Source organism: Streptomyces lincolnensis, from assembly GCF_021173675.1.
Lineage (GTDB): Bacteria > Actinomycetota > Actinomycetes > Streptomycetales > Streptomycetaceae > Streptomyces > Streptomyces lincolnensis_B.
In genome coordinates this window covers 328,179-354,553 of record NZ_JAIHON010000001.1, presented here as the reverse complement: position 1 = coordinate 354,553, position 26,375 = coordinate 328,179, and the positions used below count along the sequence as shown (strand labels likewise).

Genomic DNA, 26,375 nt, shown 5'->3' with positions numbered 1-26,375 from the left:
TGCCGGGCTGCGAGCGCACACGCCCGGTGCCGTCGTCGCGGGCGTGCACACGCCCGGAGTACGGCGGAAACCGACCGGCCCTGTCCCAAGCCGGGTCGTACAGGCGGTACCCGAGGTACCGAACCGACTGCTCTCACGGCGGCTGCGTCACCAGGCCGCCGTAAGGAGTGCCACGAGTGGGTAACTCGCTCATCCGAGCTTAACTGGTGGGTAACGAGCGCGCCAGCCCCCGTTGTTTGTGATGTATGTCCCCTCGCCGCGACGACGCCTCTAGGCTGCGGGTCATGGACGAAGAGTTGCGATCACTCACGGAGCGTTTACGGCGGGAGGCGGGGGAGGGCGCGTTCTCCGGGTACGACCGGTTCGTCACGACCGAGGACCTCGACGAACTGGCGGGTGTGCTCACCGAGCCCGGACAGCCGCTGTGGGCCAGGGAACTGGCCGCGTTCCGGCTCGGGGTGGCCGGGGACCGCCGGGCCTTCGAGTCGCTCGTCCTGCTGCTCAACCACCGCGATCCGCCGCGCTGCGCCTCGGCCGCCCACGCCCTGGCCCGGCTCGGCGACCCGCGGACGGCCCGCGCGGCCGCCGCCCTCGCCACCAACGAACTCCGTGTCGCCTACGCCCTGCACCCGGTCCGCCTGCTGGCCGAGCTGCGCGCCCCCGAGTCCGTTCCCGCGCTGATCACCACGCTGCAACGCCGGCTGCGGCCCCACGACCCCTACCGGCGCGTGGCACTGGCCTGCGTCGACGGACTGGGCACCCTCGCAGACGCCCGCGCCCGGCCCGTCCTGAACGAGGCGCTCGCGCATCCGGCACTCGCGGAGGCGGCGGTGAGGGCCCTGGCCCGCATCCCGAAACAGCGGCGGTGAGGCGTCAGCCGGTCAGTTCCCGCGTGTACCGCATCTCGGGCACCGGCACGCCGTCCACCTCGAAGGACTCCTCGGTGCCGTCGGGCCGGAAGCCCTGGCGTTCGTAGAAGCGCCGGGCCCGGGCGTTGCCCCGGATGACCCACAGGAGCATCCGGGGGTGACCGGCGGCCGTGCAGCGCCGCAGGGACTCCTGGAGCAGGGCGTGTCCGACACCGTCGCCGACGTGCCGCGTGTCCACGTACACGGCGTACAACTCGGCGTCCTCGGTGAGGAGTTCACCCTCGCGGTACGGCCCGTGGCAGGCCCAGCCGACGACCTGCCCCGCGCGCTCGGCGACGAGGTTCGCCACGCCGCTGCCGGCCGTGGTGAAGCGGAGCCGGCTGCGTTCGGCCTCCTCCGGCACGCTCATCGCGTCGAGGAAGGACCGCGGGACCAGGCCCCGGTAGGCGCTCTGCCAGCCGCGGACGCGGATCTCGGCCACCCGGTCGCAGTCGGCGAGCGTCATCTCGCGGATGAGCGGAGGGTCGTCCATGGCGGCACTCTAGGCACCGCCCGCCCGAGCGGGCCCGCGCATTACTCGCGACGAAACGGCCGGTGCCCAGCACCACGTGGGTGTACTGGGCACCGGGGAAGACACCGTCGGGGGCGGGAATCCCCGACGGACCGTCAACTGCTCAGCCGCGGAAGCCGAGCATGCCGTGCAGGGTGGAGCTGCGGGACGACGTGGACGCCGCCTTCGCGGTGAGCGGCTTCGGGTCGGGCAGCGCGGCGCACACCGCGTCGGCCTCGCCGTGTCCGCGCGGAACCGTGCCGTCGGTCAGGTACGCGGCCAGATACTTGTCCAGGCAGGCGTTGCCGCTCAGCGTGATCCCGTGGTTGCCGCCGTCCTGCTCGACGACGAGGCTGGAGCGGGCGAGCAGCCGGTGGACCGTCGCACCGCCCTGGTACGGGGTCGCCGCGTCGTCGGTCGCCTGGAAGAGCAGCACCGGCGGCAGCTTGCCGTTGGCCACGTTCACCGGCTTCAGCGAGTCCGTCGGCCAGAACGCGCACGGCGCGTTGTACCAGGCGTTGTTCCAGGTCATGAACGGCGCCTTCTCGTACACCGCCCAGTTGTCCTTGCGCCACTGGTTCCAGTCCCGGGGCCAGGAGGCGTCACGGCACTGCACCGAGGTGTAGATGCTGTAGCCGTTGTCCCCGGCCGCGTCGACGGCGGCGAAGTTCTCGTACGCCTCGACCAGCGGGTCGGCGTTCTTGTCGTTGACATACGCGGAGAACGCCTCGGCGAGGTAGGGCCAGTAGCCGTTGTAGTAGCCGCCGGGGATGAAGGTGTCCTCCAGTTCGGAGGCGCCGACCTTGCCGCCGGCCGGCTTCTTCGCCAGGGCCGCCCGCATCGCGTACCACTTGGCCTCGATCTTCTCCGGATCGGTGCCGAGCTTGTACGTGGCGTCGTACTTCGCGATCCAGGCCATCAGGGCGCGGTGGCGGTCGTTGAAGGCGTAGTCCTGGGCGAGGTTGTCCTCGTACCAGACACCCGTGGGGTCGACGATCGAGTCCAGGACCAGGCGCCGCACGCGCTCCGGGTAGAGCTTGGCGTAGACCGCGCCGAGGTAGGTGCCGTAGGAGTAACCGAAGTAGTTGATCCTCTTCGCGCCGAGTGCCGCGCGGATGGAGTCCATGTCCCGCACGGCCTGGACGGTGTTGATGTAGGGCAGCACGCTCGCGTACTTCGTGCCGCAGGCGCGGGCGAAGGACTTGGCGCGCTGGATGTTGGCCTTCTCGATCGCCGGGGTGGTCGGCAGGGAGTCGGGCCGCACCGGGTCGAAGTGGCCCGGCTTGCAGTTCAGCGCGGGCAGGCTCTTGCCGACCCCGCGCGGGTCGAAGCCGATGACGTCGTACTGCGCCGCGACCGCCTTGGGCAGCGACGAGGCGACGAACCCGGCGAGCGTCAGACCGCTGCCGCCGGGGCCTCCGGGGTTGACCAGCAGCGGACCCTGGTACGTCGTCGAGGTGTGCGGGACGCGGGACAGCGCGAGCGTGATCTGCTTCCCGTGCGGGTTCGCGTGGTCGAGCGGCACCTTGAGCGAGGCGCACTGGAGTGTCGGATAGTCGGTGGTGGCGCACTTCTTCCAGCTGAGCTTCGCGGCCTGAGCGGTCGCCGCGGCCTGCGGGGTGCTCGCGCCGGCGGGGACGGCCGTGAACGATGCGGCCACGACCACGGCGGCACCGCACAGTGCTGCTGCGCGTTTTCTCATGTGGGTCCTCCCAGGACGGAGGTTGTCGGACCGCGAGTCTCACGGTCCTCGCCGCATCGTCCCGGAAAGAGGGTGTGGACGAACGCATTCCGCTCATACTTGACCCAATTGGGTCGAGAGATGCGCTCGGATGCTCTCAGATCAGCGAAAGCTGCGTCGGTTCGGACAGATCCGGTCCCGTCTGCTCGGGCTGCGGGATCCGGCGCGGCATCTGCGGGCGGGAGGGACCGATGCCGTACTCCTGGGCCAGCTCGTGGACCTGACGGGTGATCCGGCGTTGGTACCACTTCGGGGCGTAGGAGCCGTCCGCGTACAGCCGCTCGTAACGGCGGACCAGATAAGGGTGGTGACGGTCCAGCCAGGCCATGAACCACTCGCGTGCCCCGGGCCGCAGATGCAGCACCAGCGGGGTGACCGAGGTTGCCCCGGAGGCCGCGATCGCCCGCACGGTGTCCCGCAGCCGGTCCGGATGGTCGCTCAGGAACGGGATCACCGGCGCCATCAGCACCCCGCACCCGATGCCGCACTCCCCGAGCGCCCGTACGACCTCCAGCCGCCGCTCCGGTGCCGGCGTGCCCGGTTCGACGGTGCGCCACAGTTCGGCGTCGGTGAAGCCGACCGAGACCGAGATGCCCACGTCGGTCACCTCGGCCGCCTGCGTCAGCAGATCCAGGTCACGCAGGATCAGCGTGCCCTTCGTCAGGATGGAGAACGGGTTGGCGTGGTCGCGCAGGGCGGCGAGGATGCCCGGCATCAGCCGGTAGCGGCCCTCGGCGCGCTGGTAGCAGTCGACGTTGGTGCCCATCGCTATGTGCTCGCCCTGCCAGCGGCGGGAGCCGAGCTGGCGGCGCAGCAGCTCCGGGGCGTTCGTCTTCACCACGATCTGCGAGTCGAAGCCGATGCCGGTGTCGAGATCCAGATAGCTGTGCGTCTTGCGGGCGAAGCAGTACACGCACGCGTGCGAGCAGCCCCGGTAGGGGTTCACCGTCCACTCGAAGGGCATGCGGGAGGCGCCCGGCACCCGGTTGATGATCGAGCGGGCCCGGATCTCGTGGAAGGTGATCCCGCGGAACTCGGGCGTGTCGAAGGTGCGGGTGGTCACCGCGTCGGCGCCGAACAGGGCGGCGTCGGCCCGGCTGTGTTCGCCGGAGTCGGTGAGGTTCTCCCAGCGCATGAGGCCTCCTCGGTAGCACTGACCCCAGAATAGAACACATGTTCCCTTGATCGTGCGACTCGCATTTCTGATCGACGCCCGATCGGTCTCGGGCACCCCGATTTGGGTGGCCGGGGACCGGGGTGGTTGGCTTGCCCCAACCCCGAGAACTTGAAGTCCTGGAGGAAGTCGATGGCGCAGGTCGAGGCCACTACGGAGCGGATCGTCGCGGCGGACGCGGAGAAGGTGTTCGACGCGGTCGCCGACTACAGCGGTACGCGTGCGAAGCTGCTGTCCGAGCACTTCAGCGAGTACGAGGTGCGCGAGGGCGGTGACGGCGAGGGCACCCTCGTCCACTGGAAGCTCCAGGCCACCAGCAAGCGCGTCCGGGACTGCCTCCTGGAGGTCAGCGAGCCCACCGACGGCGAGCTCGTCGAGAAGGACCGCAACTCCTCCATGGTCACCACCTGGCGGGTCACCCCGGCCGGCGAGGGCAAGTCCCGGGTCGTCGTCACCACCACCTGGCAGGGTGCCGGCGGCATCGGCGGCTTCTTCGAGAAGACCTTCGCGCCCAAGGGCCTCGGCCGGATCTACGACGTCGTGCTCGACCGGCTCGCCACCGAGGTCGAGAAGTAAGTCCCCGTTCTCCCGGGCCCCTTGGGCCCCTCACCGGATCGAGTGGATCTCCGCGCGGTCCGGTATGACGCCGTAACTCGTCGCGCTTGCTCGTGGTTGTCGCCTATTGCGGGAAATATGCGCAGGCGCGACGAGGGGAGCGGTTCGTGGGCGGAACGACTCTGGTACAGGACGAACCGGCCACCGTCCCTCCGGACGATCCGCCCCCGGCATCGGCCGCCGGTCCCCGACTGAGCCCCCGCCGGGTGCGGTTGGTCTTCTTCGCGTTGATGCTCGCGCTGCTGCTGGCCGCGCTGGAGCAGATGATCGTCGCCACCGCGCTGCCGAAGATCGTCGGTGAACTGCACGGCCTGGACCGGATGTCCTGGGCCATCACCGCCTACCTCCTCACGGCCACCGTCGGACTGCCGGTCTACGGCAAGCTCGGCGACCTCCTCGGCCGCAAGGGCGTCTTCCAGTTCGCGATCGTCGTCTTCGTCATCGGCTCCGCCCTGGCCGGCCGGGCCGGGACCATGGACCAGCTGATCGCCTTCCGCGCGCTCCAGGGCGTCGGCGCGGGCGGACTCATGATCGGCGTCCAGGCGATCATCGCGGACATCGTGCCGCCCCGGGAACGCGGCCGGTTCATGGGCCTCATCGGCGCCGTGTTCGGACTGGCCTCCGTCGCCGGACCGCTGCTGGGCGGCTACTTCACCGACCATCTCTCCTGGCGCTGGTGCTTCTACGTCAACGTGCCCTTCGGCCTCGTCACGCTCGCCGTCGTCGCCGTCGCCCTGAAGCTGCCGAAGCCGGCCGCGAAGGCACGCCTCGACATCCTCGGCACCCTGTTGCTCGCCGCCGCCTCGACCTGCCTGGTCCTGCTGACCAGTTGGGGCGGCACCGAGCACGCCTGGGACTCGCGGGTCATTCTCGGACTCGGCGCCGGAGCCATGGTGTCCACCGTCCTCTTCCTGGTCGCCGAGCGCTTCGCGGCCGAACCCCTCATCCCGCTGCGGCTGTTCAGGGACCCCGTCTTCAACATCACCGGTCTGGTGGGCCTGGTGATCGGTGTCGCCCTGTTCGGCGCGGCCAGCTACCTGCCGACCTTCCTCCAGATGGTCGACGGGGCCTCCGCCACCGAGTCGGGGCTGCTGATGCTTCCCATGATGGCCGGCATCGTCGGCGCCTCGATCATCTCGGGGCAACTCATCAGCCGCACCGGCCACTACCGGGCCCACCCGGTCATCGGCAGCGCCCTCGCCGTGGTCGGCATGTGGCTGCTGTCCCGCCTGGAGGTCGACACGCCCCGGCTGCACTACAGCATCTGGATGGCCGTCCTCGGCGCCGGGATCGGCATGGTGATGCCGGTGCTCGTGCTGGCCGTGCAGAACTCCGCCCGGCCCGCCGACCTCGGCACCGCCACCAGCGCCAACAACTACTTCCGGCAGATCGGCGGCAGCGTGGGCGCCGCGGTCTTCGGCACCCTCCTCACGGACCGGCTCGCCGACGCGCTGAAGCGGCGGCTGCCCGCGGGTGCCGGGCTGCCCGACCCCGAGTCCATCACCCCGCAGCTCGTCCACGCGCTGCCCCCCGACCTGCGCGACGGCTACATCAGGGCGTACGCCGACGCCATGCCGCGGATCTTCCTCTACCTCGTGCCGGTGCTCGTCCTCGGCCTGCTGATCGCCTGCTTCCTCAAGGAGACCCCCCTGGTGACCGACGCAGCGTCCCACCCCACCGCCGACGGCGCCCTCGACCACGTGGTCGAGCCGGAGTACGGGCCCGTGCCCGCGCCCGCCCCGATCCCGCAGGCCCGTGCGCCCTACGTCGCCGGAGCCGCCGTGTCCGGAGCCCCCGTGTGCGGCACCGTGCGGCACCCCGACGCGACCGCGGTGCCCCGCGCGGCGCTCACCCTGATCGACATCGCCGGAGCACAGCTCGGCCGGGGCAGCAGCGGAGAGGACGGACGGTACGCGCTGGCCACCCCGGGCCCCGGGGCGTACGTCCTGATCGCCGCGGCCGGCGGACACCAGCCGCAGGCCGTCTCCGTGACCGTCGGCGAGCGCCCGGTCGAGCTGGACATCGTCCTCGGCGGCGCCGGACGCCTCACCGGCCGGGTACTGACCGCGGACGGCACCCCCGTGCCGGAGGCCACCGTCACGCTCACCGACGCGCACGGCGAGGTCGTCGCCGGCACCCGCACCGGGCCCGAGGGCGGCTACGCCGTCACCGAGCTGGTGGCCGGCGAGTACACCCTCGCCGTCGGCGCGCCCGCCTTCCGCCCGGCCGCCCTGCCCGTCACCGTCCGGGCCGCCCGGGAGACCCGGCAGGACGTCGAACTCGCCGGCGGCGCCGTGCTCCGCGGCACCGTGCGGACCGGTGTCGCGGGGCGGGCCGTGGAGGACGCGCGGGTGACGCTGCTCGACGCGGCGGGCAACGTCGTGGACACGCTCACCACCGGCCTGGACGGCACCTTCCGCTTCGGTGACCTGTCGACCGGCGAGTACACCGTCATCGCGGCCGGATACCCGCCCGTCGCCACCGTGCTGAAGGTCGCGGGAGGGGAGCGCGCGGAACGCGACCTCCAGTTGGGGCACGAGGACTGAGAACCCGTCAGTAACCTCGGTCGACGTCCGATCGCCCCTGCTCAGCGCCAGGGAGCGGGGGCGCGCGCCGGAGCGGTCGACCGTGGCGAATTCCCGCAATGCCGCACATCGCGACGGTCCGGCCCCGTACCGTGGTGAGGGCGGCACAGATCTTGCGGAGCCGTGGGGAGAGAGGGCCTGGGCCATGGACCGTGGCACCGAGTGGGACGCACCTCCCAGCCGCGAAGCTGGGAACGGCGCGGCGGAACACGCCGCGGGCCGCATCCCGCTGGCCGTGGTCGTGGTCGACCGCGACGGCCTGGTGTCCCACTGGAGCACCGGCGCGCGACGCCTGTTCGGGGCCTCCAAGGACGAGGCGATCGGACGGGCGGCCGTCGACCTCCTGCCCGTCTCCGGCGCCCTCCCCGAGGAGGACGAGGCCACGCCCTACGGGCGGTTCGCCTCCTACGACGGCCTCGGGCCCGACCTGGAGACCTCCCTCGACGGCCGACTGTCCTACCCGGCGGCGGGCCGGGCCCGGCTCACCGTGCCGGGCGGCGCGGGCGGAGCACGGGCCGATGTCCTGTGGTGGGCCTACCCGTTGGTCGGCCCCGGGCGGGAGCGGCTGCTCGTCCTCGCCGCGGACGCGGCGGGGTTCGGCCCCGACGACGCCGACGAGGACGCGGCGGTCGAGCGGATCGCGCCCGGCTTCGCCCTGCACACCGACTTCCCCGGCGCCGAGGAACTGGCCCGCCGGCTCCCCGAGATCCTGCCCAGCATGAGCGTCGGGGAGAGCGCCCGGATCGTCGCGCAGATCCTCGAACTGGGCTATCCCGTCCTGGAGTTCAGCCAGAACGACCGGGTGCCCGTCACCCCCGACTGGGGCGTGGCCCGGCGCGCCGAGCGCAAGGCCCGCCGCGAGCGCGCCGCCCGCGCCCTCGCCGAGGGCCGGCCGGCCCCGGAGGACCTCGTCGACGAGGTCGAGGACCTGGAGTACGCCGCCGTACGCGAACGCCTGGAGTTCCTCAACGAGGTCAGCGGGCGCATCGGCACCTCCCTCGACCTCTCCCGGACCATCGTCGAGGTCAGCAGGGCCGTCGTGCCGCGCTTCACCGACGTCGCCGGCACCTATCTGCGTGAACAGGTCGTCGCCGGTGAGGGGTTCCCGGAGGGCGTGCCGGACACCACGACCATGTGGCACCGGGTCGCCCTGGAGCACACCGACGAACCCGGCCGCTGGGACGACGTGGTGCCGGTCGGCGAGGCCATGCCGTTCCCGGCGCACACCCCGTTCTTCCAGTGCATGACCAGCGGCGAGCCCGTCCTCGTCCCCCGCATCAGCGAGCAGATGGGCCACGCCATCGCCTCGCAGTTCGAGAAGCGGGACATCCGGCCCCTCATCACCGGCCGCAGCATGCTCATCGTGCCCCTGAAGGCACGCCATGTCGTCCTCGGCTTCATGATCCTGCTGCGCCACCCGGAGCGCGTCGAGTTCAACGACATGGACCGCGTCACCGGCGCCGAACTCGCCGCCCGTGCCGGTCTCGTGCTCGACAACGCGCGCATGTACACCTACCAGGAGTCCGTCGCCGAGACCCTCCAGGACAGCATGCTGCCGCACATCCCGCCGCGCATGGCGGGCTGCGACATCGCCACCCGCTATCTGCCGGGCACGCTGCTCGGACGCGTCGGCGGCGACTGGTTCGACTCGGTGAAGCTGCCGGGCGCCCGCACCGCGCTCGTCGTCGGCGACGTCATGGGGCACGGCCTGAACTCGGCCGCCATGATGGGCCAGTTGCGGACCGCCGTCCAGACCATGGCCGCGCTCGACCTGCCCCCGGCCCAGCTGCTGCGCAAGCTCGACGACCTCGCCCAGCGACTCGGGGACACCTACCTGGCCACCTGCCTCTACGCCGTCTACGACCCGATCGCGAGCGAGCTCCACCTCGCCAACGCGGGCCACATCCCACCGGTGCTGGTCCGCGCGGACGGCGGCCGCAGCGACCTGCTCGACCTGCCCACCGGTGCGCCCATCGGCGTCGGCGGGGTGCCCTTCGAGTCCGTACGCGTGCGCGTGGAGCCCGGCGACCGGCTCGTGATGTGCACCGACGGGCTGGTGGAGATGCGCGGCGAGGACATCGGGGTGGGCCTCGCGACCCTGTGCGAGTCCGCGGCGCATCCGGCGGCCTCCATGGACGACGCCTGCGACATGATCATCCGAGCGCTCAACACGCGGGGCGGGCGCAAGGACGACGTGGCCCTGCTGATGGCCCGGCTCAACGGGATCGAGCCGGACGACGTGGCCGAGTGGCGGCTCCGGCCGGACCCGGCCGAGGTGGGACGGGCGCGCGCGGTGGTGCGCGAGCAGGTGCACGCGTGGGGAGCGGGCAGGCTGGCCGACTCCGCGGAGCTGATGGTCAGCGAGCTGGTCACCAACGCGATACGGCACTCCCACGGGCGGCCCGTCGAACTGCGTCTGGTGCGCGGGGACACGCTGATGTGTGAGGTGGACGACGACGACCACGAGCTGCCGAACCTGCTGAGCGCGGGGCCCGGGGATCTGGTGGGGCGCGGGTTGCGGGTGGTCAGTACGCTGGCCCGGGAGTGGGGGGCCAGTCGTACGAGGGCGGGCAAGACGGTCTGGTTCGAACTGACCTTGCCGCGGCGGTGAGTTCGCGGTCGGTCCCGCTCCGCGCCCCGCGGCCGGTGTCGAACGAGCCGTGAAGGTATGCGCCGTGCGCTTGTGGGCGTGAACCAGGCGCGATACACCGTACTGGCCCGCCACTTGGGACGGGCGGCCGTCGCATCCTGGGGAGCTGGACATGAGCGTGACGAGTCGGTATCGCGATGCCTGGGAGGGCTTCTGGCGCGAGGCCCCGGGCGACCAGGGGAGCGTGATGTGGGACGCGGAGCCGGTGCTGACGGCCGGCGTCCACCTCGCTCTCTTCGAACCCCATCTCGTGGACCACAGGCTGCCGATGATCGACCTCGGCTGCGGGAACGGCACCCAGACCCGCTTCCTCGCCGACCGCTTCCCGCGGGTCGTCGGCGCCGACCTGTCCGGCGCCGCCCTCGACCACGCCCGGCGGTCCGACCCGGCGGGACAGGCGTCCTACCGGTCGCTGGACGCCGCCGACAAGGGGGAGACGGAAGCCCTGCACGCGGAACTCGGCGACGCCAACGTCTACATGCGGGGCGTCCTGCACCAGGCCGACCCCGACGACCGGCAGGCGCTGGTGGACGGGATCGCCGCGCTCGTCGGGGAGCGCGGCCGGGCCTTCCTCGTCGAACTCTCCGAGGACGCCAAGCAGGTCCTGCGGGACCTGGCGGGCGGCTCGGCGGGGCCGCCGCCCAAGCTGGCGCCGATCTTCCGGCACGGCATCGCACCCGGCGAGGTCGCCGACGACGCGATCCCCGTGTATCTGAACGTGGCCGGGCTGAGCATCCTGGCCGGCGGTGACCTGCCGCTCACGACCACCGAGTACCGGCCCGACGGCACGCGGATCGAACTCCCCTCGACATGGGTGGTGGCGGGCCGCACGACGTGACACCGGGGGCGGGCGGGTCACGGGGAACTCAGGACGGCGCAAAATCGTTGCCAACTCACGCCATTGTCAACGTAGTTGTCAACGAAGGCTTACGACAGCACCGTGCAGTAGCAAAGGCTTACGACGGCACTGTTCAGCAGCATCTGTCAGCGCAGCCGACGTCATGGAGGCCCCACCCATGAGCTCGACCCACCCCCGACCCACCAGACGCGCCGTGCTGGGCGGTGCCGCCGCTCTCGCCGCCCTCACGGCGACGGCCGGCACCGGCACGGCGGTCGCGGCCCCGAACACCCCCTGGCCGACGGAGTTCCCGCTGCCCGACGGCTTCCTCCCCGAGGGCATCGCCATCGGCCGCAAGCCGTACGCCTACATGGGCTCCCGCGCCAACGGCGCGATCTACCGCACCGACCTGCGCACCGGCGAGGGGGCGATCCTCTTCGCCGGGGCCACCGGCCTGATCTCCGTCGGGCTGAAGATCGACCACGACGGGCTGCTCTACGTCGCCGGCAACACCGGCGTCGCCCGCGTGCACGACGCCCGCACCGGCGAGCTCCTCGTCACCCACCAACTCTCCGAGCCCACCGGCCACTTCATCAACGACGTGACCCTCCTCGGCGACCGCGCCTGGTTCACCGACTCACGCGCCGCGTTCCTCTACGGCGTCCCGCGCGGCGGCCGGACGGGCGGGATCCGCACGCTGCCGCTGACCGGCGACTGGGTGCAGCTGCCCGACGTCAACAACGGCAACGGCATCGTGGACACCCCCGACGGCCGCGGTCTGATCGTCGTCAAGAGCACGCCGGGCGAGCTGTACCGCGTGGACCCGAGGACGGGCCACGCCACCAGGATCACGCTGGTCGGCCAGGACACCGTCGTCAACGGCGACGGCCTGTGGCGCATCGGCCGCACGCTGTACGTCGTGCAGAACCGGCTGAACCTGATCAGCGTCTGGGACCTGGACAAGGCGGCCACCACCGCCACCCTGCGCCGGACCGTCACCGACCCGCGCTTCGACGTGCCGACCACGGCCGCCCGCTTCGGTGACCGCCTGTACCTGGTCAACGCGCGCTTCACGACCCCGCCGACGCCGGAGACGACGTACAACGCCGTCGCGGTGTCGATCTGAGCCTTCGGGCCGACCGGGCCGGGCCCTCCGGAGGGGAGGGCCCGGTGTCGTCGGTCAGCCGACGGCGCGGCCGCGGCGGTAGGCCACCCAGCCGGCGCCCAGCAGGGCCGCCGCGAGCGCGGCGACGGAGAGCACGGTGACGCCGGTGGAGGCGAGACTGCCGCCGCCCGTGGCCGAGGTGCCCGAGCCGCCGGTCGTGGAGCCGGAAGCGGCGCCGCCGCCCGTGGTGCTCGTGCCGCCCGTCGAACCCCCGGAACCGGAGCCCGAGCCGCCCGTACCGCCGGTGTCACCGGTGCCCGGGTCGGTGTCCACCGGGTCCTGGCCGACGAAGGCGACCGGGACCTTCACGTCCTGGGAGCGGTCGCCGGAGAGGGTGTGGTCGGCGCGGGTGGCGAGCACGCAGGTGGCCTTGAAGCAGTCGGTGAACTCGTCCTTGGCGTCCACCGTCAGCTCGACCTCGAAGGAACCGCCCGCCCCGTACGGCGTCGCCAACTCCTCGCCGTAGTCCGGCGGGTTGGAGGAGATCCACGCCGAGGAGTGGGAGGCGCCGCTCATGTCGACACCGCCGATGCACGGGGTGGGCAGTTCGCCCTCGCCGTTGTCGACGCACAGGGCGACGTAGATGCCCTTGTCCTCGTCGTAGCCGGAACCGGTGATCTTCAGGGTCTGGTTCTCGGTGGCGAGGTGGTTGACCGGGGTGACGGTCAGTTTCTGGCCCTCGGGGCCGGTGACGGTCTTCGTGCCGGACGGTTCGTCGTCCTCGCCGCCGTTGTTCCCGCCGTCCGCGCCGCCGTCGCCGCCGGCCTCGGTGACCGTGAGGGTGATCGGCGACGTCCGGGTGGTGCCCACGGAGTTGGTGAACTCGGCCCGGTACGCGTAGCCGTTCTGCGCCGCCTTCGCGGTGAAGGAGTACGCGTTCTTCGTGGCGCCCTCGACGGTGTTCCAGGTCTGGCCGCCGTCCGGGCTGACCTGCCAGCGCACGGTGGGCTCGGGGGTGCCCGTGGCGGCGGCGACGAACGTCACCGTGTCACCGGGGGCGACGGACTGGTCGGTGGGGGACTGGGTGACCTCGGGGGAGACCCGGCGGTCGAACCGGACGACCTTGCTCTCGGCCTGGTTCGTGACGAAGACCGAGCCGGCGCCCGGGGTCACGGCGGCACCCGCGAAGGTGGCGGAGCGGCTGCCGGGCAGGGCGAGGGGCTGGGCCGCCTGCTGGAAGGTGGCGCTGTCGTACACCTCCAGGGCGCCGACGTTGTCCGCGCCGTCGTCGGCGGTGCCGTAGTCCTCGCGCAGGACGAACGCCTCGCCCGTGGTCCTGTCGAAGGCCACCGCCGTGGGCCGGTCCTTGCCCTTGAGGGTGGTCAGGAGCTTGCCGTCCTTGTCGTGGACGAGCACCGAATAGCCCGTGCCCACCCAGACGTTGCCGGTCTCGGGGTCGACCCGGACGAAGGAGAGGATCTCGGCGGGCAGATCCACCTGGGCGGTGACGGCGAGGGAGCGCGCGTCGACGCGGCGCAGCTTCCCGCCCGTGCCCTCGGCGGACCACAGGACACCGCGGGCGCTGTCCGCGGCGAGGTCACCGCCCGCTTCGAGGGTGACCGTGCGCTTCACCGCGCCCGTGGCGATCTCGATCTCGGACAGGACGGCGCCCTGGGAGATGAAGACGGTGGACGCGTCGGTGCCGGGAGCCGCCCCGGTGACCGTCGAGCCGGGCGGCCAGACGCCCTTGGCGGCCGTGTCGCCGTCCTTGGCGGTGCCGATGCCGCGCACCGGGTACTGGAAGACCACCCCGTCACCGGCGAGCGGGGCGATGAGCCGCTGGACGGTACGGGGCAGCATCGTGCCGGTGGAGCCGGGGGCCTGGGCGACCCGGCTGAGCACCTTGCCGTCCTTGGGGTCCAGCACGTACAGACCGGCCTCGTTGACGTCACCGGTGTCCGGGATGTTGTCCGAACCGACGTACAGCTTCCCGGAGTCGGGGTGGAGCAGGACACCCAGCGGCTTGCCGACCTCGGTGGCCTCGGCGGCCTTCACATAGCTGACGGTGCCGGCGGGCACGTCCACGCCGTCGCCGCCGCCGTTCCCGCCACCGGGGTCCTGGCCCTCGAACGAGAGCGGGATGCGGACGTCCTGGGAGCGGTCGCCGGCGGCGTTGTGGTCGACGCGGGTGACGACGGAGCAGGCGACCTGGAGGCAGTCGAGGCCGCCGTCCTTGGCCCTGACCTTGAGCTCGACGTCGAAGGTGCCGCCCTCGCCCCACCGGACGGCGACCGTGCCCGCGCCCTCGTCCGAGGCGTCCCGGGGGATGATCCACGCCGAGGCGCCGCTGCCGCCGCTCTGGTCGGCACCGCCGAGGCAGGGGGTGGGGATGCGGTTGTCGCCGTTGTCCTTGCAGACGGCGACGTAGACGCCCTTGGTGTCGTCGTAGCCGTCGCCGGTGACCTTGAGCGTCTCGCCGTCCGGGTCCAGGTTCGCGGAGGCGGAGACGGAGAGCTTCTGGCCGTTCTTGCCGAGGGCCGTCTTCGGGGTGTCGGCGGCCTGGGCGGCCGAACCGACGGTGACGGCCGTGACCGCGGCGGCCAGCAGGGCGGTGGCGCCCAGCAGAGCCGCGGGGCGTCTGAGGCGCGGCCCGCCGGTACGGCCCGGCCGCTGCCGGCCGGGCGTGTCGTCTGTCATGGGGAGTTCCTCACGTGTCGGGTGCGCCCGGCACTCCGGTCGTGCGAGAGCCGGGCCCCCGCGTGAGGGCCCGGTCCGGCGGGCGGCTACTGGAAGGTGATGGGCACGTGGACGTCGTACTTGCGGTCGTCCGTGTCGAAGTGGTCGGCGCGCGTGACGATCGCGCAGGTGACGTCGTCGCCGCAGACGCGGCCGTCGTCGAGGGTGGCCTTGACGAAGATGTTCACGTTGAAGGTGCCGCCGGTGCCGAACTTGGAGCTGTTGGCGAACATGCCGCCGAAGGTGTTGTTGACCCAGTGCGAGGCGCCGGTGGCGCCGGTCTCGTCCTGGCCGCCCAGGCACGGGGTGGGCTTGGCCGCGCCCGGGGCGCCGCTGACCACGCACAGGCCGACGTAGATGCCCTGGCCGGTGTTGAAGCCGGAGCCGGTGACGTTGATGACCTGGCCGGCCGCGGAGGCGGTGTTCGGGGCGGTCACCGACAGGTTGTAGGTGGTGCTGCCGTCCACGATCGTGCGGGTCGAGGTGGCGGCGGAGGCGGAGGTCGCCAGGCCCAGGGTGAGGGCGGCGGAGGCGGCGACGGCGAGGGTGGCGCGGGCGGCGGTACGTGCGGAAGGAACGGCTCTCATGGCGAGCGTCTCACCTTTCTGGGGTGTCCCCACTCCGATCGGAGTTAGGTAAGGCAAACCTAAATACGAGTTCCGTGGAATTGTCAACGGTCGGCAAAACGTTCTCAACGCCCTTGGTGGACCAGGAGAGTTGGGCATGCCGAGGAGCGGGCCGTGGGGCCCGCTCCTCGGTGTGCAAAGGGTGTCGGTAACACGCCGGATCACTCCGCGGCGGGTTGGACCTCGAACCGTGTGGTGGCGGCGCGCTCCCCGGTCACGGTGGAGAGTGCGACCGTGTGCGCGCCCTCGTCGGCCGTCGCGTACACCGGGAAGGTCTGGGAGATCCGGCCCTCGGTGTCGGCCACGGCCTGGTGGCGGGTATCGTCGTCGATGGCGACCAGCACCACGTCGCCGGGCTCGAAACCGGTGCCGATGACGGTCTGTTCGCCGCCGGCGGCCAGAGTGGCGCGTGCCACCGAGGCGGCGGGTTCCGCCCGCTGTTTCTCGGGGTCCTGTGCCGGGGGCGGGGGCGGGGGTGTGGCGGACGGCCCCGAGGGCGCGTCCGGCCGTGACGGGGGTGGGGTGGGCGCGGTACCGGCGCTCCCGGTCCCCACGGTCACGTCGAGAAAGCCAAGATCGTCCCCTTCCGAGAAGGGGTTTCCGCTCCACGCGGACAGCAGCTGTGCCCCCTCGTCCGTGAGGGAGGCTTTCAGCCCGGACCAGGTCACGCCACCGGTGCGGACGGCGGGGGCGGTGTCGCCCAAGGTCACGTCGGCCAGGGCCAGTTCACGGGCCCCGGTCCCGACGACCGTCCGGGTGTGGAGCGTGCCCGTGCCGTCGCGCAGCTCCAGTCGCAGACCGCTCAGCGTCAACGGCTGTGCGGCGCCGGAGAGTTGGGCCGAACCGGCCAACTCCACGTCCGCGTCGCCGGTTTCGGGGTTCGCGCCGCCTGCGGTGGCCGGGAACCAGGCACGGTCCGCGGCACTCCGGGTGGCGGGGGCGGTCACGTCGACCGACACGCCCCGGTCGGCGAGGCGGTTGCCGGTGGTGGTCCAGCTCGCGAATCCGCCGGACACCTCGCGGGGGAACGCCTCCCCGCCCTGTGCGGCGGCCGCCCCCGGGTGCAGCAGCGCGAGCAGGGCGCCGCCCGCCAGGGCGACGGCGCCGGGTCTCTTCGTCATCTTCACTTCTCCCTCTGCTCCCTGTGCTCCTAGTGCGCGCTCGGGCCGCCCGCGTGTCCCGTACGACGGCGCCGCGCCCAGAGCCAGGCGCCGGAGCCGGCCGCGACCAGCCCGGCGGCGGTGAGTCCGACCGTCAGCGCGGTGGAACCGGTGCCGGCCAGGGGCCCGCTCGACGACTCCGTACCGCCGTCGTCGGAACCGCCGTCGCCGGAGCCGCTCGTCGTGCCGCCGGTGGTGCTCGCGCTCGGTGTCGCGGTGGCGCCGCCGTCGCCCGACGTGCCGTTCCCGCTTCCGCTCCCGTTCCCGCCGAACGTGACCGGGATCCGGACCGTCTGGCTCTGGTCGCCGCCGCGGGTGTGGTCGTTGCGGCTGATCACCGAGCAGGTCACGCCGGCCTTGCCGCAGTCGGTGTTCGCGTCCTTGGAACGCACCTTGAGCTTCACGCTGAACGTGCCCTTGTGCCCGCTGCCGCCGTAGGGCTTGGCCAACCCCTCGCCGTACGACGGCGGGTTGGAGGAGATCCACACCGACGCCCCGGACTCGCCGGACATGTCGACGCCGCCGATGCACGGGGTCGGCGTCTTCCCGGCGCCGTTGTCCACGCAGAAGGCGACGTAGATGCCCTTCTCGGTGTTGTAGCCGGTGCCGGACACCGTCACCGTCTCGCCGGCCGGGTCGAGGCCGGAGGACTTGGAGACGGTGAGCCGCTGGCCCTCGGGGCCCGTCGCCGAGCCGCCCGCGGCCGTGGCGGGCGAGGTCGTCGAGAGCGTCAGGGCGATCGCCGCGAGGGTGGCCGCTCCCGCAACTCGTCTGCCGCGCAGGCCACTTGCCCCATTCACGTCAACACCCCCACCAGTAGTTAATAAGGTAAACCTAACCTAATCTGGTGGCCGATGGTATGTCACACGAGAGACTCGGAAGGCCAAGCGATGCGTATGTCCGACAGATGCCGGAAACTCCCTTCGCGGCGCAGGGGGCTGGCGCCGGTCGTGCTGGCCCTCGCGCTGCTGACGGCTGCCTGCGGCGGCACCTCGCCTTCCTCGTCCTCGCCGGAGTCGGGGTCGGGAGTGGGGTCGGGATCGGGGTCGAGCGCGTCCGCGGCCTCGGCCGGCGAGCGGGCGGCGGCGGCCGAGAAGCAGCTCGCGACGAACACTCTCGTCCCCCTCGAAGGCAAGGCGCCCGCACCGGAGTTGCCCGTCACCGTCGACTCGTCCGACGGCCGCCGGGTGACCGTGAAGGACGCCTCGCGCATCCTGCCGCTCAACGGCGGCGTGGCGGAGATCGTGTTCACGCTGGGGCTCGGGGACCGGGTCGTCGGCCGGGACATCACCGCCACCTTCGCCGAGGCGAAGAAGCTGCCCCAGGTGACCAGGGCCCACGACGTGAGCGCGGAGAGCGTGCTGTCGCTGAAGCCGACGGTGGTCCTCGCCGACACCGACACCGGGCCCAAGGAGGCCATCGACCAGATCCGGGGCGCCGGAGTCCCTGTCGTCGTCCTCGACCCGGCCACCGAACTCGCCGACGTCTCCACCCGCACCACCCGCATCGCCGAGGCCCTCGGCGTGCCCTCCGCGGGCCAGGCCCTCAACGCCCGCATCGACAAGGAACTCGCCGCCGCCCGCGCGGCCGTGCCCCAGGGCAGCAGGCCCAAGGTGGCCTTCCTCTACATGCGCGGCAGCGCGGCCGTCTACCTCATGGGCGGCAAGGGGTCCGGCGCGGACTCCCTGATCGCGGCGGCCGGAGCGGTGGACGCGGGTGTCGAAGGGGGCCTGGACAAGCCGTTCACCCCCCTCACCAGCGAGGCCCTCGTCTCCGCCCGGCCCGACGTCATCCTGATGATGGACAAGGGGCTGGAGTCCGTCGGCGGCGTCGACGGCCTGGTCGACATCCCCGGCATCCGCGAGACCCCGGCCGGCCTGGACCGACGCGTCGTCACCCTGGAGGACGGCGTGCTGCTGAGCTTCGGTCCACGCACACCGCTGGTGATCGACATCCTGGTGGACCGGATCCATGCCGGGTGAGAGGGAGCCGTACACGTCGTTGGCGCCTGCCACGGAGCCGTTCGGCGCTTGACACCGAACTGAAAGGCCCCGGCACCACGAGAACACCTGGGCTTCCTGGCCGGTAGCGGCTTGCGCGCGTAACGTGACCAGGCATGAAGATCCTCATCAGCGCCGACATGGAGGGCGCCACGGGTGTGACCTGGCCGGCCGACGTGCTGCCGGGGACGCCGCAGTGGGAGCGGTGTCGGTCCATGTTCACGTCGGACGTGAACGCGGCCGTGCTCGGGTTCTTCGACGGCGGTGCCGACGAGGTGCTCGTGAACGAGGCCCACTGGACGATGCGGAACCTGCTGCTCGAACGGCTCGACGAGCGGGTGGAGATGCTGACCGGGCGGCACAAGTCGCTGTCCATGGTGGAGGGGGTGCAGCACGGGGACGTCGACGGCATCGCGTTCGTCGGGTACCACGCGGGCGCCGGCATGGAGGGCGTCCTCGCCCACACCTACCTCGCCAACTCGATCACCGGGGTGTGGCTGAACGACGTGCGGGCGAGCGAGGGGCTGCTCAACGCCGGTGTGGTGGCGGAGTACGGCGTGCCCGTCGTCCTGGTGACGGGCGACGACGTGGCCTGTGAGGACGCGCTCGGCTACGCCCCCGAGGCGCTGAAGGTGGCGGTCAAGGACCATGTGTCGCGGTACGCGGCCGTGTGCCGTACGCCGGCCAGGACCGCCGCCGACATCCGGGCCGCCGCGAAGGAGGCCGCGTCCCTGGCGGTCCGTCAGGAACCGGTGAGCGCCGGGCCGTTCACGATCGCGTTGAAGTTCGACGCCGAGCATCTGGCGATGGCCGCCACCGTGGTGCCGGGCGTGACGCGGATCGGGGAGCGGAAAGTGGCGTACACCAGTGATCGCATGTACGACGGAATCCGTACCTTCAAGGCGGTCACCACCATCGTCTCGGCCGCCGTGGAGGAGCAGTATGGCTGACCGGCAAGCGCTGGACGAGGTCGTCGGGTTCACCTCGGACCTCATCCGGATCGACACGACCAACCGGGGCGGCGGCGACTGCCGGGAGCGGCCCGCGGCCGAGTACGCCGCCGCGCTCCTCGCCGACACCGGCCTGGAGCCCGTGCTCCTGGAGCGCACCAAGGGCCGTACGAACGTGGTCGCCCGGATCGAGGGCACCGACCCGTCGGCGGACGCGCTGCTCGTCCACGGTCATCTGGACGTGGTGCCCGCCGAGGCGGCGGACTGGAGCGTGCACCCGTTCTCCGGGGAGATCCGCGACGGGGTCGTGTGGGGGCGGGGCGCCGTCGACATGAAGAACATGGACGCGATGATCCTGGCCGTCGTACGGGACTGGGCGCGGCGGGGCGTACGGCCCCGGCGCGATCTCGTGATCGCCTTCACCGCCGACGAGGAGGCCAGCGCCGAGGACGGCTCCGGGTTCCTCGCCGACGAGCACTCCGGGCTCTTCGAGGGCTGCACGGAGGGCGTCAGCGAGTCGGGGGCGTTCACCTTCCACGACGGCGGCGGGCGCGAGCTGTACCCGATCGCCGCCGGTGAGCGCGGCACCGCTTGGCTGAAGCTCACCGCGCGTGGACGCGCCGGGCACGGCTCCAAGGTGAACCGGGAGAACGCGGTCACCCGCCTCGCCGCCGCCGTCACCCGGATCGGCGCCCACGAGTGGCCGCTCCGGCTCACCCCGACCGTGCGAGCCGCCCTCACCGAACTCGCCGCGCTCCACGGCATCGAGACGGACCTCAGGGACGTGGACGCCCTTCTCGACAAGCTCGGCCCGGCCGCCGCCCTCGTCGAGGCCACCGTCCGCAACAGCGCCAACCCGACCATGCTGGACGCCGGTTACAAGGTCAACGTGATCCCCGGGGAGGCGGTCGCGTACGTCGACGGCCGGTATCTCCCGGGCGCCGAGGACGAGTTCCGGGCCACCCTCGACCGGCTCACCGGACCCGACGTGGACTGGGAGTTCCAGCACCGCGAGGTCGCCCTCCAGTCACCGGTGGACTCACCGACGTACGCGAAAATGCGGGCCGCCGTGGAGGAGTTCGCGCCCGAGGGACACGTGGTGCCGTACTGCATGTCCGGCGGTACCGACGCCAAGCAGTTCTCGCGGCTGGGCATCACCGGCTACGGCTTCGCACCGCTGAAGCTGCCCAAGGGCTTCGACTACCAGGCCCTCTTCCACGGGGTCGACGAACGCGTACCGGTCGAGGCGCTGCACTTCGGAGTCCGGGTACTCGACCGCTTCCTGCGCACCGCCTAGGCGTCTGGGGGACGACGTGCGGACACTGGCCTACGGCTCCTGGCCCTCACCCATCGACGCGGCGCTCGCCGCCGCGCACGACGGACACCCCGAGTACGCCGGCTTCGTCGGCGACGAGGCCTGGTGGACCGAACCCCGGCCCACCGAGGGCGGCCGCCGCACCCTGGTGCGACGGCGCGCCGACGGCACCGAGGAGCCGGTGCTGCCGGCCCCGTGGAACGTGCGCAGCCGGGTCATCGAGTACGGCGGCACGCCCTGGGGCGGAGCGGTCGTCGACGGCGAACCCCTCGTCGTCTTCGCCCACTTCGCCGACCAGCGGCTCTACGCGTACCGGCCGGGCGGCGACGCGCCGAGACCGCTCACCCCCGTCTCCCCGGTGGGCGGCGGACTGCGCTGGGCGGAGCCGCAGGTGCGGCTCGAACACGGCGAGGTGTGGTGCGTGCTGGAGGAGTTCACCGGGGACGGGCCCGTGGACGTGCGGCGCGTCCTGGCCGCCGTACCCCTGGACGGATCGGCCGCCCAGGACCGTGACGGGGTGCGTGAACTCACCGACGACCGGCACCGGTTCGTCTCCGGGCCCCGGCTGTCGCCGGACGGGCGGCGCGCCGCCTGGCTGGCCTGGGACCATCCGCGGATGCCGTGGGACGGCACCGAGTTGCTCGTCGCCGAGGTCGCGGGCGACGGGACCTTCGGGGAGCCCCGGACGGTAGCGGGCGGCCCGGAGGAGTCCATCGCGCAGGCCGACTGGTCGGTGGACGGGCGTCTGCTGTACGCGAGCGACCGGACGGGCTGGTGGAACCTCTACCGCGACGGCGAGCCGCTCTGCCCGCGCGAGGAGGAGTTCGGCGGCCCCCTGTGGAAGCTCGGACACCGCTGGTTCGCCCCGCTGGAGGGCGGGCTGATCGCGGTCGTGCACGGCCGCGGCGCCACCACCCTCGGGATCCTGGACCCCGAGACCGGCGAGGTCGTCGACGCGGCCGGCCCGTGGACCGAGTTCGCGCCCACCCTCGCGGTGCACGGTGAACGGGTCGTCGCCGTCGGGGCCAGCCCGCGCAGCGCCTACGAAGTGGTGGAACTGGACACCCGCACCGGCCGGGCCCGCGTCATCGGCGCCCCGCACGACGACCCGGTGGACGCCGCCTACTACCCGGAACCGCAGATCCGCACCTTCACCGGCCCGGCAGGCCGCGAGATCCACGCCCACGTCTACCCGCCCCACCACCCCGCCTGCACGGCCCCCGGCGACCAGCTGCCGCCGTACGTCGTGTGGGCGCACGGCGGCCCCACCCAGCGCGCGCCCCTCGTCCTGGACCTGGAGATCGCCTACTTCACCTCGCGGGGCATCGGGGTCGCCGAGGTCGACTACGGCGGCTCCTCCGGGTACGGCCGGGAGTACCGCAACCTGCTGCGGGAGCAGTGGGGCGTGGTCGACGTCGAGGACTGCGCGGCGGTCGCGCAGGCCCTCGCAGACGAGGGCACCGCCGACCGCGACCGGCTCGCGATCCGCGGAGGCAGCGCCGGCGGCTGGACCGCGGCCGCCTCGCTCGCCACGACGGACGTCTACGCCTGCGGCACGATCATCTACCCCATCCTCGACCTGGCCGGCTGGGGCGCGGGCGAGACCCACGACTTCGAGTCGCGGTACCTGGAGACCCTGGTCGGGCCGTACGCCGAGGTGCCCGCCCGGTACGCGGAGCGCTCGCCCACCGAGCAGGCCGACCGCATCACCGCGCCCTTCCTGCTCCTCCAGGGCCTGGACGACGTGATCTGCCCGCCCGCGCAGTGCGAACGCTTCCTGGCCCGCCTGGAGGGCCGCCGGGTGCCGCACGCCTACATCGCCTTCGAGGGGGAGGGGCACGGATTCCGCAGGGCGGAGACCATGATCCGCGTCCTGGAGTCCGAACTCTCCCTGTACGCCCAGGTCTTCGGCCTGAACCCGCCCGGTGTCCCGACCCTGGAGCTCACCAAGTGAAGGAACTTCTCAGGCCGTCCAGACTCGCGCCCGGCGCCCGCGTGGCCGTCGTCGCGCCCAGCGGGCCGGTCCCCGAGGAACGGCTCCAGGCCGGCCTGGACATCCTGCGCGGCTGGGACCTGGACCCGGTGGTGGCCCCCCATGTGCTGGACCGGCACCCGGAGTTCCGCTACCTGGCGGGTACGGACGCCGACCGGGCCGCCGACCTCCAGAACGCCTGGTGCGACCCGGCCGTGGCCGCCGTGCTGTGCGCCCGCGGCGGATACGGCACGCAGCGCATGGTCGACCTGCTCGACTGGGAGGCGATGCGGGCGGCCGGGCCGAAGGTGTTCCTCGGGTTCAGCGACATCACCGCGCTGCACGAGGCCTTCGCCACCCGGCTCGGCCTGGTCACCCTGCACGGCCCGATGGCGGCCGGCATCGACTTCGTCAAGAACACCCACGCCCAGGAGCACCTCAAGGCCACCCTGTTCGCCCCGGACACCGTCCGCACGATCACCTCCGGCGGCACGGCACTCCTGCCCGGCCGGGCCCGGGGCGTCACCCTCGGCGGCTGCCTGTCCCTGCTCGCCGCCGACCTGGGCACCCCGCACGCCCGGCCCGGCGCGCGCGGCGGACTGCTGTGCCTGGAGGACGTGGGGGAGGAGACCTACCGGCTCGACCGCTACCTCACCCAGCTGCTGCGCGCCGGCTGGCTCGACGGCGTCCAGGGCGTGCTCCTCGGCTCCTGGGAGAAGTGCGAGGCCTACGACGGCGTCCGGGCGCTGTTCCTCGACCGGCTCGGCGGACTCGGGGTGCCGGTGGTGGAGGAGTTCGGGTTCGGGCACGGCGAGGGGGCGCTGACGATCCCGTTCGGGGTGGCCGCGGAGCTGGACGCGGACGCGGGGACGCTGACGCTGGAGGAGCCGGCGCTGCGGTGAGGGGCGCGATGGTCGGGTCACCCGGTGGGTGCCCCTCGCCGTGCGGGGACGGGGCCGCGGGCCCACCCTGGTCGCATGAGCCCGAAGACCTCCGAGCGCGGCGGCCGCGGCGGCGTGGTGACGCCCGCGCGGGTCGTCGTCGTCCTGCTCGCCGTCCTCGCCCTGATCTTCGTCTTCGAGAACACCCGCACGACGAGGATCCGGCTGCTGATCCCGGAGGTGACGATGCCGCTGTGGACGGCCCTGCTCGCCACCGGTCTCATCGGGGCGCTGTGCGGGGCGTACTTCATGAAACGGCGCAACTGACGAGGCCGTAGGGCTTGCCGGAACGGCGGAACCGACGACGTCGTAGGGTGGCGGGATGCCGCACAGCGCTTCCCGTTACCTCGCCGAGGGCCCTCGCGTGGGCATACGCCACTTCACCTACGAGGACGGCGCCGAGTTCACCGCCCGGGCCCGGGAGAGCAAGGAACTGCACCAGCCCTGGCTCTTCCCGCCGACCGGCGCGAGCGCCTACACCGCCTACGCGGGACGGCTGATCGAGGATCCGGCCAAGGCGGGCTTCCTGGTGTGCGAGAAGGCGCCGGAGCGGGGCGAGGCCGGGGCCGTCGCCGGGTTCATCAACATCAACAACATCGTCGAGGGCGGCTTCCGGTGCGGGGCGCTCGGCTACGGCGCCTTCGCGCACGCCGCCGGGCGGGGGCTGATGCGCGAAGGGCTGAACCTGGTGATCGACCACGCCTTCGGACCGATGCGCCTGCACCGGCTGGAGATCAACGTGCAGCCAGGCAACGCCGCCTCCATCGCCCTGGCCCGCAGCTGCGGCTTCCGGCTGGAGGGCTTCTCCCCGAACATGATCTACATCGACGGCGCCTGGCGCGACCACGAGCGGTGGGCGATCACCGCCGAGATGCGGGCTTGAAGTTGATCTTCATGGTGTCGAGGTCCGTGACACTCGACCGCAGAGCACCGTGGCCGTACCCGAGACCCTCCAGGGTCGTCGCCGCCCGGTCCTCGGCGATCGCCGCCGCCATCTCCTCGCCGTCCGCCGCGTCCGACACCACCACGTACCGCATCGAGAAGTGCTTCAGCGGTGACGGCTCGTAGGACAGCGATCCCTCCTCGGTGAACCGCATGCTGCCCATCCCGTGGTCCGCGGCCTCGGCGAGCAGCCGGGCGCGGGCCTCGTCGGTGAGCCCGTCCCAGGCACCGCGCACGATCACCCGGTAGGTGTGCCGCTCACTCACTGTCGCTCCTTCGCGTATCTCGGTGGACGCTCGACCGTACCTCGGCGAGGATGCCCGGCATGCGGAATATCGTCGTGCTCGACGCCCCCTCCAACCTCGGCCTGCGCCCGCCCGCCCCCGGCACCGTGCCCGGCTGCTACAAGCTCGCCGGGGCCCTGCGGGAGCAGCGGATCGTGCAGCGGTTGCGGGCGCTGGAGGGCGGGGTGGTCGTGCCGCCGCGCTACGACCGCGGGGACTGGCGGGAGGGCGACGGCGTCTTCAACGCGGGCGCGCTCGCCGCGTACACCCGGAAACTGGCCGACCGGGTCGAACGGCTGGTGCGCGCCGGTGACTTCCCCGTCGTCCTCGGCGGCGACTGCTCCATCCAGCTCGGTGCCTCGCTCGCCCTGCGGCGCCTCGGGCGGTACGGCCTGGCCGCCATGGACGCCTCACCGGACTTCCGGCATCCCGGCAACTCCGACCGGATCGGCGCGGCGGGCGGCGAGGAGGTCGCCCTCGCCACCGGACGCGGGCAGGACGACCTGACCGACCTCGAAGGGCTGCGGCCCTATCTGCGCGACGAGGACGTCCGGTTCTTCGGCATCCGCGACGTGTTCGAGGAGGACCGGGCCGAACTCGCCGCGCTGAAGATCCCCGTCGTGACCGTCGGCGACATCCGGGAGTGGGGCGCGGACGCCCTCGCCACGGCCACCGCCCGGGCCTTCGAGATCCCCGAGGTGGACGGATTCTGGGTGCACCTGGACGCGGACGTCCTCGACCCGGGCGTGATGCCCGCCGTCGACAGCCCCGACCCGGACGGCCTGCTGCCCGACGAACTCGTCGCCCTGCTAAGGCCGTTGCTCGCCTCCGCGCACTGCGTCGGCCTCAATGTGACCATCTACGACCCCGATCTGGACCCGGAGGGCACGGCGGGAGCGCTGCTCGCGGACGTGGTGGTGGCCGCCCTCGTCGGGGACTGAGTTGGGCCGAGGGGTCAGGCGCCGCCGCGGTCCACGTACTCGTAGACCATCCCGTCGGGGTGCATCGCGATCAGATTGCGGCCCGCCGGGGACGCGAGCGGGCCCGCGACGATGTGGGCGCCCAGCTCGGTGAGCACCCGGTGGGCTTCGTCGACGTCCTTGACGGCGATCGTCGCGGAGACCTTGCGCAGTACCTCCAGCTCGGCCTCGGGCCCGCTCATCAGCAGGAAACAGCCGACCGCGGCGACCTGGACGCCCCCGCGTTCGAAGCGGAGGGCTCTGCCGCCCGCCAGCCTCTCGTAGAAGGGGACCGCGGTCTCCAGGTCGTCGACGCAGACGCGCAGCGTGGCTCCCAGAATGTCCATGCGGACGAGCCTAGTT

Annotated in this window: 23 protein-coding genes and 1 pseudogene; 14 read left to right on the top strand and 10 right to left on the bottom strand. The window is 72.3% G+C overall.

Annotation, left to right across the window (positions count from 1 at the left end):
- Window positions 1–284 precede the first annotated feature (284 nt).
- The gene (locus K4B79_RS01535) at window positions 285–869 is read left to right on the top strand and encodes an adenylosuccinate lyase (RefSeq protein ID WP_232024318.1); all 585 of its coding nucleotides are present in this window, start codon (window positions 285–287) and stop codon (window positions 867–869) included.
- 4 nt (window positions 870–873) lie between these two features.
- On the opposite strand, the gene K4B79_RS01530 is transcribed toward K4B79_RS01535, so the two are convergent.
- The 4 genes and pseudogenes from K4B79_RS01530 to K4B79_RS01520 form a co-directional block, all read right to left on the bottom strand.
- A complete protein-coding gene (locus K4B79_RS01530; RefSeq protein WP_232024317.1) occupies window positions 874–1,401 on the bottom strand; it encodes a GNAT family N-acetyltransferase in 528 nt (175 codons plus the stop codon).
- 42 nt (window positions 1,402–1,443) lie between these two features.
- Window positions 1,444–1,522, bottom strand: a pseudogene (locus tag K4B79_RS48520) (RidA family protein); the annotation flags it as partial.
- Window positions 1,523–1,543: 21 nt separating this feature from the next.
- Entirely contained in the window at window positions 1,544–3,121 is a 1,578-nt protein-coding gene (locus K4B79_RS01525; protein WP_232024316.1) for an alpha/beta hydrolase, read from the bottom strand.
- A gap of 136 nt (window positions 3,122–3,257) precedes the next feature.
- Window positions 3,258–4,295 (bottom strand): Rv2578c family radical SAM protein, encoded by a 1,038-nt coding sequence (locus K4B79_RS01520; protein WP_232024315.1) that lies wholly within the window; start codon window positions 4,293–4,295, stop codon window positions 3,258–3,260.
- A 171-nt stretch (window positions 4,296–4,466) separates the two neighbouring features.
- On the opposite strand from K4B79_RS01520, the gene K4B79_RS01515 reads away from it, so the two are divergent.
- The 5 genes from K4B79_RS01515 (at window position 4,467) to K4B79_RS01495 (ending at window position 12,148) form a co-directional block, all read left to right on the top strand.
- Window positions 4,467–4,910: an SRPBCC family protein gene (locus tag K4B79_RS01515; protein ID WP_232024314.1), complete on the top strand. Its 444-nt coding sequence runs from the start codon at window positions 4,467–4,469 to the stop codon at window positions 4,908–4,910.
- Window positions 4,911–5,056: 146 nt separating this feature from the next.
- Window positions 5,057–7,495, top strand: coding sequence for an MFS transporter (locus tag K4B79_RS01510; RefSeq protein WP_232024313.1), 2,439 nt, complete (start codon window positions 5,057–5,059; stop codon window positions 7,493–7,495).
- A gap of 184 nt (window positions 7,496–7,679) precedes the next feature.
- Window positions 7,680–10,145, top strand: coding sequence for a SpoIIE family protein phosphatase (locus K4B79_RS01505; protein ID WP_232024312.1), 2,466 nt, complete (start codon window positions 7,680–7,682; stop codon window positions 10,143–10,145).
- A 151-nt stretch (window positions 10,146–10,296) separates the two neighbouring features.
- Window positions 10,297–11,022: a class I SAM-dependent methyltransferase gene (locus K4B79_RS01500; protein WP_232024311.1), complete on the top strand. Its 726-nt coding sequence runs from the start codon at window positions 10,297–10,299 to the stop codon at window positions 11,020–11,022.
- A gap of 178 nt (window positions 11,023–11,200) precedes the next feature.
- Entirely contained in the window at window positions 11,201–12,148 is a 948-nt protein-coding gene (locus tag K4B79_RS01495) for an SMP-30/gluconolactonase/LRE family protein (RefSeq protein WP_232024310.1), read from the top strand.
- Window positions 12,149–12,202: 54 nt separating this feature from the next.
- On the opposite strand, the gene K4B79_RS01490 is transcribed toward K4B79_RS01495, so the two are convergent.
- The 4 genes from K4B79_RS01490 to K4B79_RS01475 all read right to left on the bottom strand — a co-directional run bounded on the left by K4B79_RS01490 (window position 12,203) and on the right by K4B79_RS01475 (window position 17,449).
- Entirely contained in the window at window positions 12,203–14,824 is a 2,622-nt protein-coding gene (locus K4B79_RS01490; protein WP_232024309.1) for an immunoglobulin domain-containing protein, read from the bottom strand.
- Window positions 14,825–14,910: 86 nt separating this feature from the next.
- Window positions 14,911–15,450 carry a hypothetical protein gene (locus K4B79_RS01485; protein ID WP_232024308.1) on the bottom strand — a complete coding sequence of 180 codons (540 nt, stop codon included), beginning with the start codon at window positions 15,448–15,450 and terminating at the stop codon, window positions 14,911–14,913.
- 200 nt (window positions 15,451–15,650) lie between these two features.
- Window positions 15,651–16,610, bottom strand: coding sequence for an HtaA domain-containing protein (locus K4B79_RS01480; protein ID WP_232024307.1), 960 nt, complete (start codon window positions 16,608–16,610; stop codon window positions 15,651–15,653).
- A gap of 29 nt (window positions 16,611–16,639) precedes the next feature.
- Window positions 16,640–17,449, bottom strand: a complete 810-nt coding sequence (locus tag K4B79_RS01475) for a hypothetical protein (protein ID WP_232024306.1) — start codon at window positions 17,447–17,449, stop codon at window positions 16,640–16,642.
- 96 nt (window positions 17,450–17,545) lie between these two features.
- Here K4B79_RS01475 and K4B79_RS01470 point away from each other — a divergent pair, with 96 nt between their 5' ends.
- From K4B79_RS01470 to K4B79_RS01440, 7 genes are all read left to right on the top strand, one after another.
- Entirely contained in the window at window positions 17,546–18,631 is a 1,086-nt protein-coding gene (locus K4B79_RS01470) for a heme/hemin ABC transporter substrate-binding protein (protein WP_374208405.1), read from the top strand.
- Between the two features lie 134 nt (window positions 18,632–18,765).
- Window positions 18,766–19,599 carry a M55 family metallopeptidase gene (locus K4B79_RS01465; protein ID WP_232024304.1) on the top strand — a complete coding sequence of 278 codons (834 nt, stop codon included), beginning with the start codon at window positions 18,766–18,768 and terminating at the stop codon, window positions 19,597–19,599.
- Window positions 19,592–20,896 carry a M20/M25/M40 family metallo-hydrolase gene (locus K4B79_RS01460; RefSeq protein WP_232024303.1) on the top strand — a complete coding sequence of 435 codons (1,305 nt, stop codon included), beginning with the start codon at window positions 19,592–19,594 and terminating at the stop codon, window positions 20,894–20,896. The genes K4B79_RS01465 and K4B79_RS01460 overlap by 8 nt, the downstream gene beginning before the upstream one ends.
- A gap of 16 nt (window positions 20,897–20,912) precedes the next feature.
- On the top strand, window positions 20,913–22,868 hold the full coding sequence (locus tag K4B79_RS01455; protein WP_232024302.1) for a S9 family peptidase: 1,956 nt from the start codon (window positions 20,913–20,915) through the stop codon (window positions 22,866–22,868).
- Complete coding sequence (locus K4B79_RS01450; RefSeq protein ID WP_232024301.1) at window positions 22,865–23,788, top strand: S66 peptidase family protein; 924 nt, start codon at window positions 22,865–22,867, stop codon at window positions 23,786–23,788. Before K4B79_RS01455 ends, K4B79_RS01450 begins: the two co-directional genes overlap by 4 nt.
- A 75-nt stretch (window positions 23,789–23,863) precedes the next feature.
- Window positions 23,864–24,094, top strand: coding sequence for a LapA family protein (locus tag K4B79_RS01445; RefSeq protein ID WP_232024300.1), 231 nt, complete (start codon window positions 23,864–23,866; stop codon window positions 24,092–24,094).
- Window positions 24,095–24,149: 55 nt separating this feature from the next.
- Window positions 24,150–24,710, top strand: a complete 561-nt coding sequence (locus tag K4B79_RS01440) for a GNAT family N-acetyltransferase (RefSeq protein ID WP_232024299.1) — start codon at window positions 24,150–24,152, stop codon at window positions 24,708–24,710.
- On the opposite strand, the gene K4B79_RS01435 is transcribed toward K4B79_RS01440, so the two are convergent.
- A complete protein-coding gene (locus K4B79_RS01435; protein ID WP_232024298.1) occupies window positions 24,688–25,035 on the bottom strand; it encodes a DUF6204 family protein in 348 nt (115 codons plus the stop codon). The genes K4B79_RS01440 and K4B79_RS01435 overlap by 23 nt on opposite strands.
- A 59-nt stretch (window positions 25,036–25,094) precedes the next feature.
- On the opposite strand from K4B79_RS01435, the gene K4B79_RS01430 reads away from it, so the two are divergent.
- Complete coding sequence (locus tag K4B79_RS01430) at window positions 25,095–25,994, top strand: arginase family protein (protein ID WP_232024297.1); 900 nt, start codon at window positions 25,095–25,097, stop codon at window positions 25,992–25,994.
- A gap of 14 nt (window positions 25,995–26,008) precedes the next feature.
- Here K4B79_RS01430 and K4B79_RS01425 read toward each other — a convergent pair whose 3' ends face one another.
- Window positions 26,009–26,359: a VOC family protein gene (locus tag K4B79_RS01425; RefSeq protein WP_232024296.1), complete on the bottom strand. Its 351-nt coding sequence runs from the start codon at window positions 26,357–26,359 to the stop codon at window positions 26,009–26,011.
- Window positions 26,360–26,375 lie beyond the last annotated feature (16 nt).

Coding starts and splice junctions, on each gene's coding strand:
- K4B79_RS01535 (WP_232024318.1), top strand. CDS start 285: ATGGACGAAGAGTTGCGATCACTCACGGAGCGTTTACGGCGGGAGGCG.
- K4B79_RS01530 (WP_232024317.1), bottom strand. CDS start 1,401: ATGGACGACCCTCCGCTCATCCGCGAGATGACGCTCGCCGACTGCGAC.
- K4B79_RS01525 (WP_232024316.1), bottom strand. CDS start 3,121: ATGAGAAAACGCGCAGCAGCACTGTGCGGTGCCGCCGTGGTCGTGGCC.
- K4B79_RS01520 (WP_232024315.1), bottom strand. CDS start 4,295: ATGCGCTGGGAGAACCTCACCGACTCCGGCGAACACAGCCGGGCCGAC.
- K4B79_RS01515 (WP_232024314.1), top strand. CDS start 4,467: ATGGCGCAGGTCGAGGCCACTACGGAGCGGATCGTCGCGGCGGACGCG.
- K4B79_RS01505 (WP_232024312.1), top strand. CDS start 7,680: ATGGACCGTGGCACCGAGTGGGACGCACCTCCCAGCCGCGAAGCTGGG.
- K4B79_RS01500 (WP_232024311.1), top strand. CDS start 10,297: ATGAGCGTGACGAGTCGGTATCGCGATGCCTGGGAGGGCTTCTGGCGC.
- K4B79_RS01495 (WP_232024310.1), top strand. CDS start 11,201: ATGAGCTCGACCCACCCCCGACCCACCAGACGCGCCGTGCTGGGCGGT.
- K4B79_RS01490 (WP_232024309.1), bottom strand. CDS start 14,824: ATGACAGACGACACGCCCGGCCGGCAGCGGCCGGGCCGTACCGGCGGG.
- K4B79_RS01485 (WP_232024308.1), bottom strand. CDS start 15,450: ATGAGAGCCGTTCCTTCCGCACGTACCGCCGCCCGCGCCACCCTCGCC.
- K4B79_RS01480 (WP_232024307.1), bottom strand. CDS start 16,610: ATGACGAAGAGACCCGGCGCCGTCGCCCTGGCGGGCGGCGCCCTGCTC.
- K4B79_RS01470 (WP_374208405.1), top strand. CDS start 17,546: ATGTCCGACAGATGCCGGAAACTCCCTTCGCGGCGCAGGGGGCTGGCG.
- K4B79_RS01465 (WP_232024304.1), top strand. CDS start 18,766: ATGAAGATCCTCATCAGCGCCGACATGGAGGGCGCCACGGGTGTGACC.
- K4B79_RS01460 (WP_232024303.1), top strand. CDS start 19,592: ATGGCTGACCGGCAAGCGCTGGACGAGGTCGTCGGGTTCACCTCGGAC.
- K4B79_RS01445 (WP_232024300.1), top strand. CDS start 23,864: ATGAGCCCGAAGACCTCCGAGCGCGGCGGCCGCGGCGGCGTGGTGACG.
- K4B79_RS01440 (WP_232024299.1), top strand. CDS start 24,150: ATGCCGCACAGCGCTTCCCGTTACCTCGCCGAGGGCCCTCGCGTGGGC.
- K4B79_RS01430 (WP_232024297.1), top strand. CDS start 25,095: ATGCGGAATATCGTCGTGCTCGACGCCCCCTCCAACCTCGGCCTGCGC.
- K4B79_RS01425 (WP_232024296.1), bottom strand. CDS start 26,359: ATGGACATTCTGGGAGCCACGCTGCGCGTCTGCGTCGACGACCTGGAG.